The following is a 1,114-nucleotide window of genomic DNA, read 5'->3' on the forward strand; positions in this document are numbered from 1 at the left end:
AAGGCAACTAACAAGTCGTTTAAACGGAATAAAAACAGTTGGCCATCGCTTCGCGATTATAGCCAACCATTTTTATCCGCTTAACGAGGCGTTATACGCAATATTATCAATTGGGAAATATCGTGGAATCAAAATTTACTAGAACAATAATTTTTATAGCAACAATTACAGCTACTATTTTTGCTGGAATACAAACATTCTCGTATTCAGGTTTGCTTTCATTAAAGCAAATCCAATATGAAATTGTCAATGTGAGTAGCTCAAAGCAATTAAAAGGAGAAATTTCTGATATTTTTGTAGCAATACAAGAAGGCGATAAAAGAATTAATCTTAATGCTCCTGTTTTTGTGGATATTTTAATTCAAAATACTGGTAATGTAGACATTCCTAAACTTGATTTCGATGGGAATATTGAGTTTACATTTACTGACTCTAAGCCACTCCGTGTTCAACAAATTTCAAGTAGTACGGACTCGTTAGATTCATCGCCCCAAATATCGGATAATATTGTTCGAATCAAACCGCTCTTATTGAATTCTGGTGATTACTTTATGATCCAAGTTTTATTTGATGGTGCTCCAACCGAGTTAAATCCACATTTAAGGTTTCTTGGTATGGACAGTGATTTTAATGAGATTCCAGAAAAGAGCAAATTTACTAAAATAGATTATGCATCTGTTTTTATGGTGTTTATTGCTTTTGTAATAATGGGCAGATTAGCTTCAATAATTTTATTTAATGTAGAGCTACATAGGTGGGATCTTATGATGAGCATGTTTACTGTTTATGTGCTCGGGTTGGTTTTAGCCTCTCAAATAACCCATTTATTTAATATTGGTATTTACATTGAAATAATAACTTTCTTTGTTATTGCAGTAGGTTCGGGAGTTTGCTCATGGTATTTATCAAACAAGGATGACGAGTAAGCGTATAACAAGCAATTTAAACGGAACTAAAACAGTTGGTTAGGTTTCGCTTCGCTCCACATTATAACCAACTATTTTAGTCCGCTTAATGTGGGCGTTAGATGTCGCTCTATTTTGAGGTTGTGTTTTAGATTTTTATATACGCTTTGTTTACTGTTTTACCATGCTGTTTGTTGAGATTTTCTCAA

The 1,114-nt window shown here is 33.3% G+C and carries 1 protein-coding gene; it reads left to right on the forward strand.

Annotated elements, in window-relative coordinates:
• Positions 1–122 precede the first annotated feature (122 nt).
• The gene (locus G322_RS0119475; protein ID WP_022943311.1) at positions 123–926 is read left to right on the forward strand and encodes a hypothetical protein; all 804 of its coding nucleotides are present in this window, start codon (positions 123–125) and stop codon (positions 924–926) included.
• Positions 927–1,114: the final 188 nt, after the last annotated feature.

This window comes from Psychromonas hadalis ATCC BAA-638 (assembly GCF_000420245.1).
GTDB lineage: Bacteria > Pseudomonadota > Gammaproteobacteria > Enterobacterales > Psychromonadaceae > Psychromonas > Psychromonas hadalis.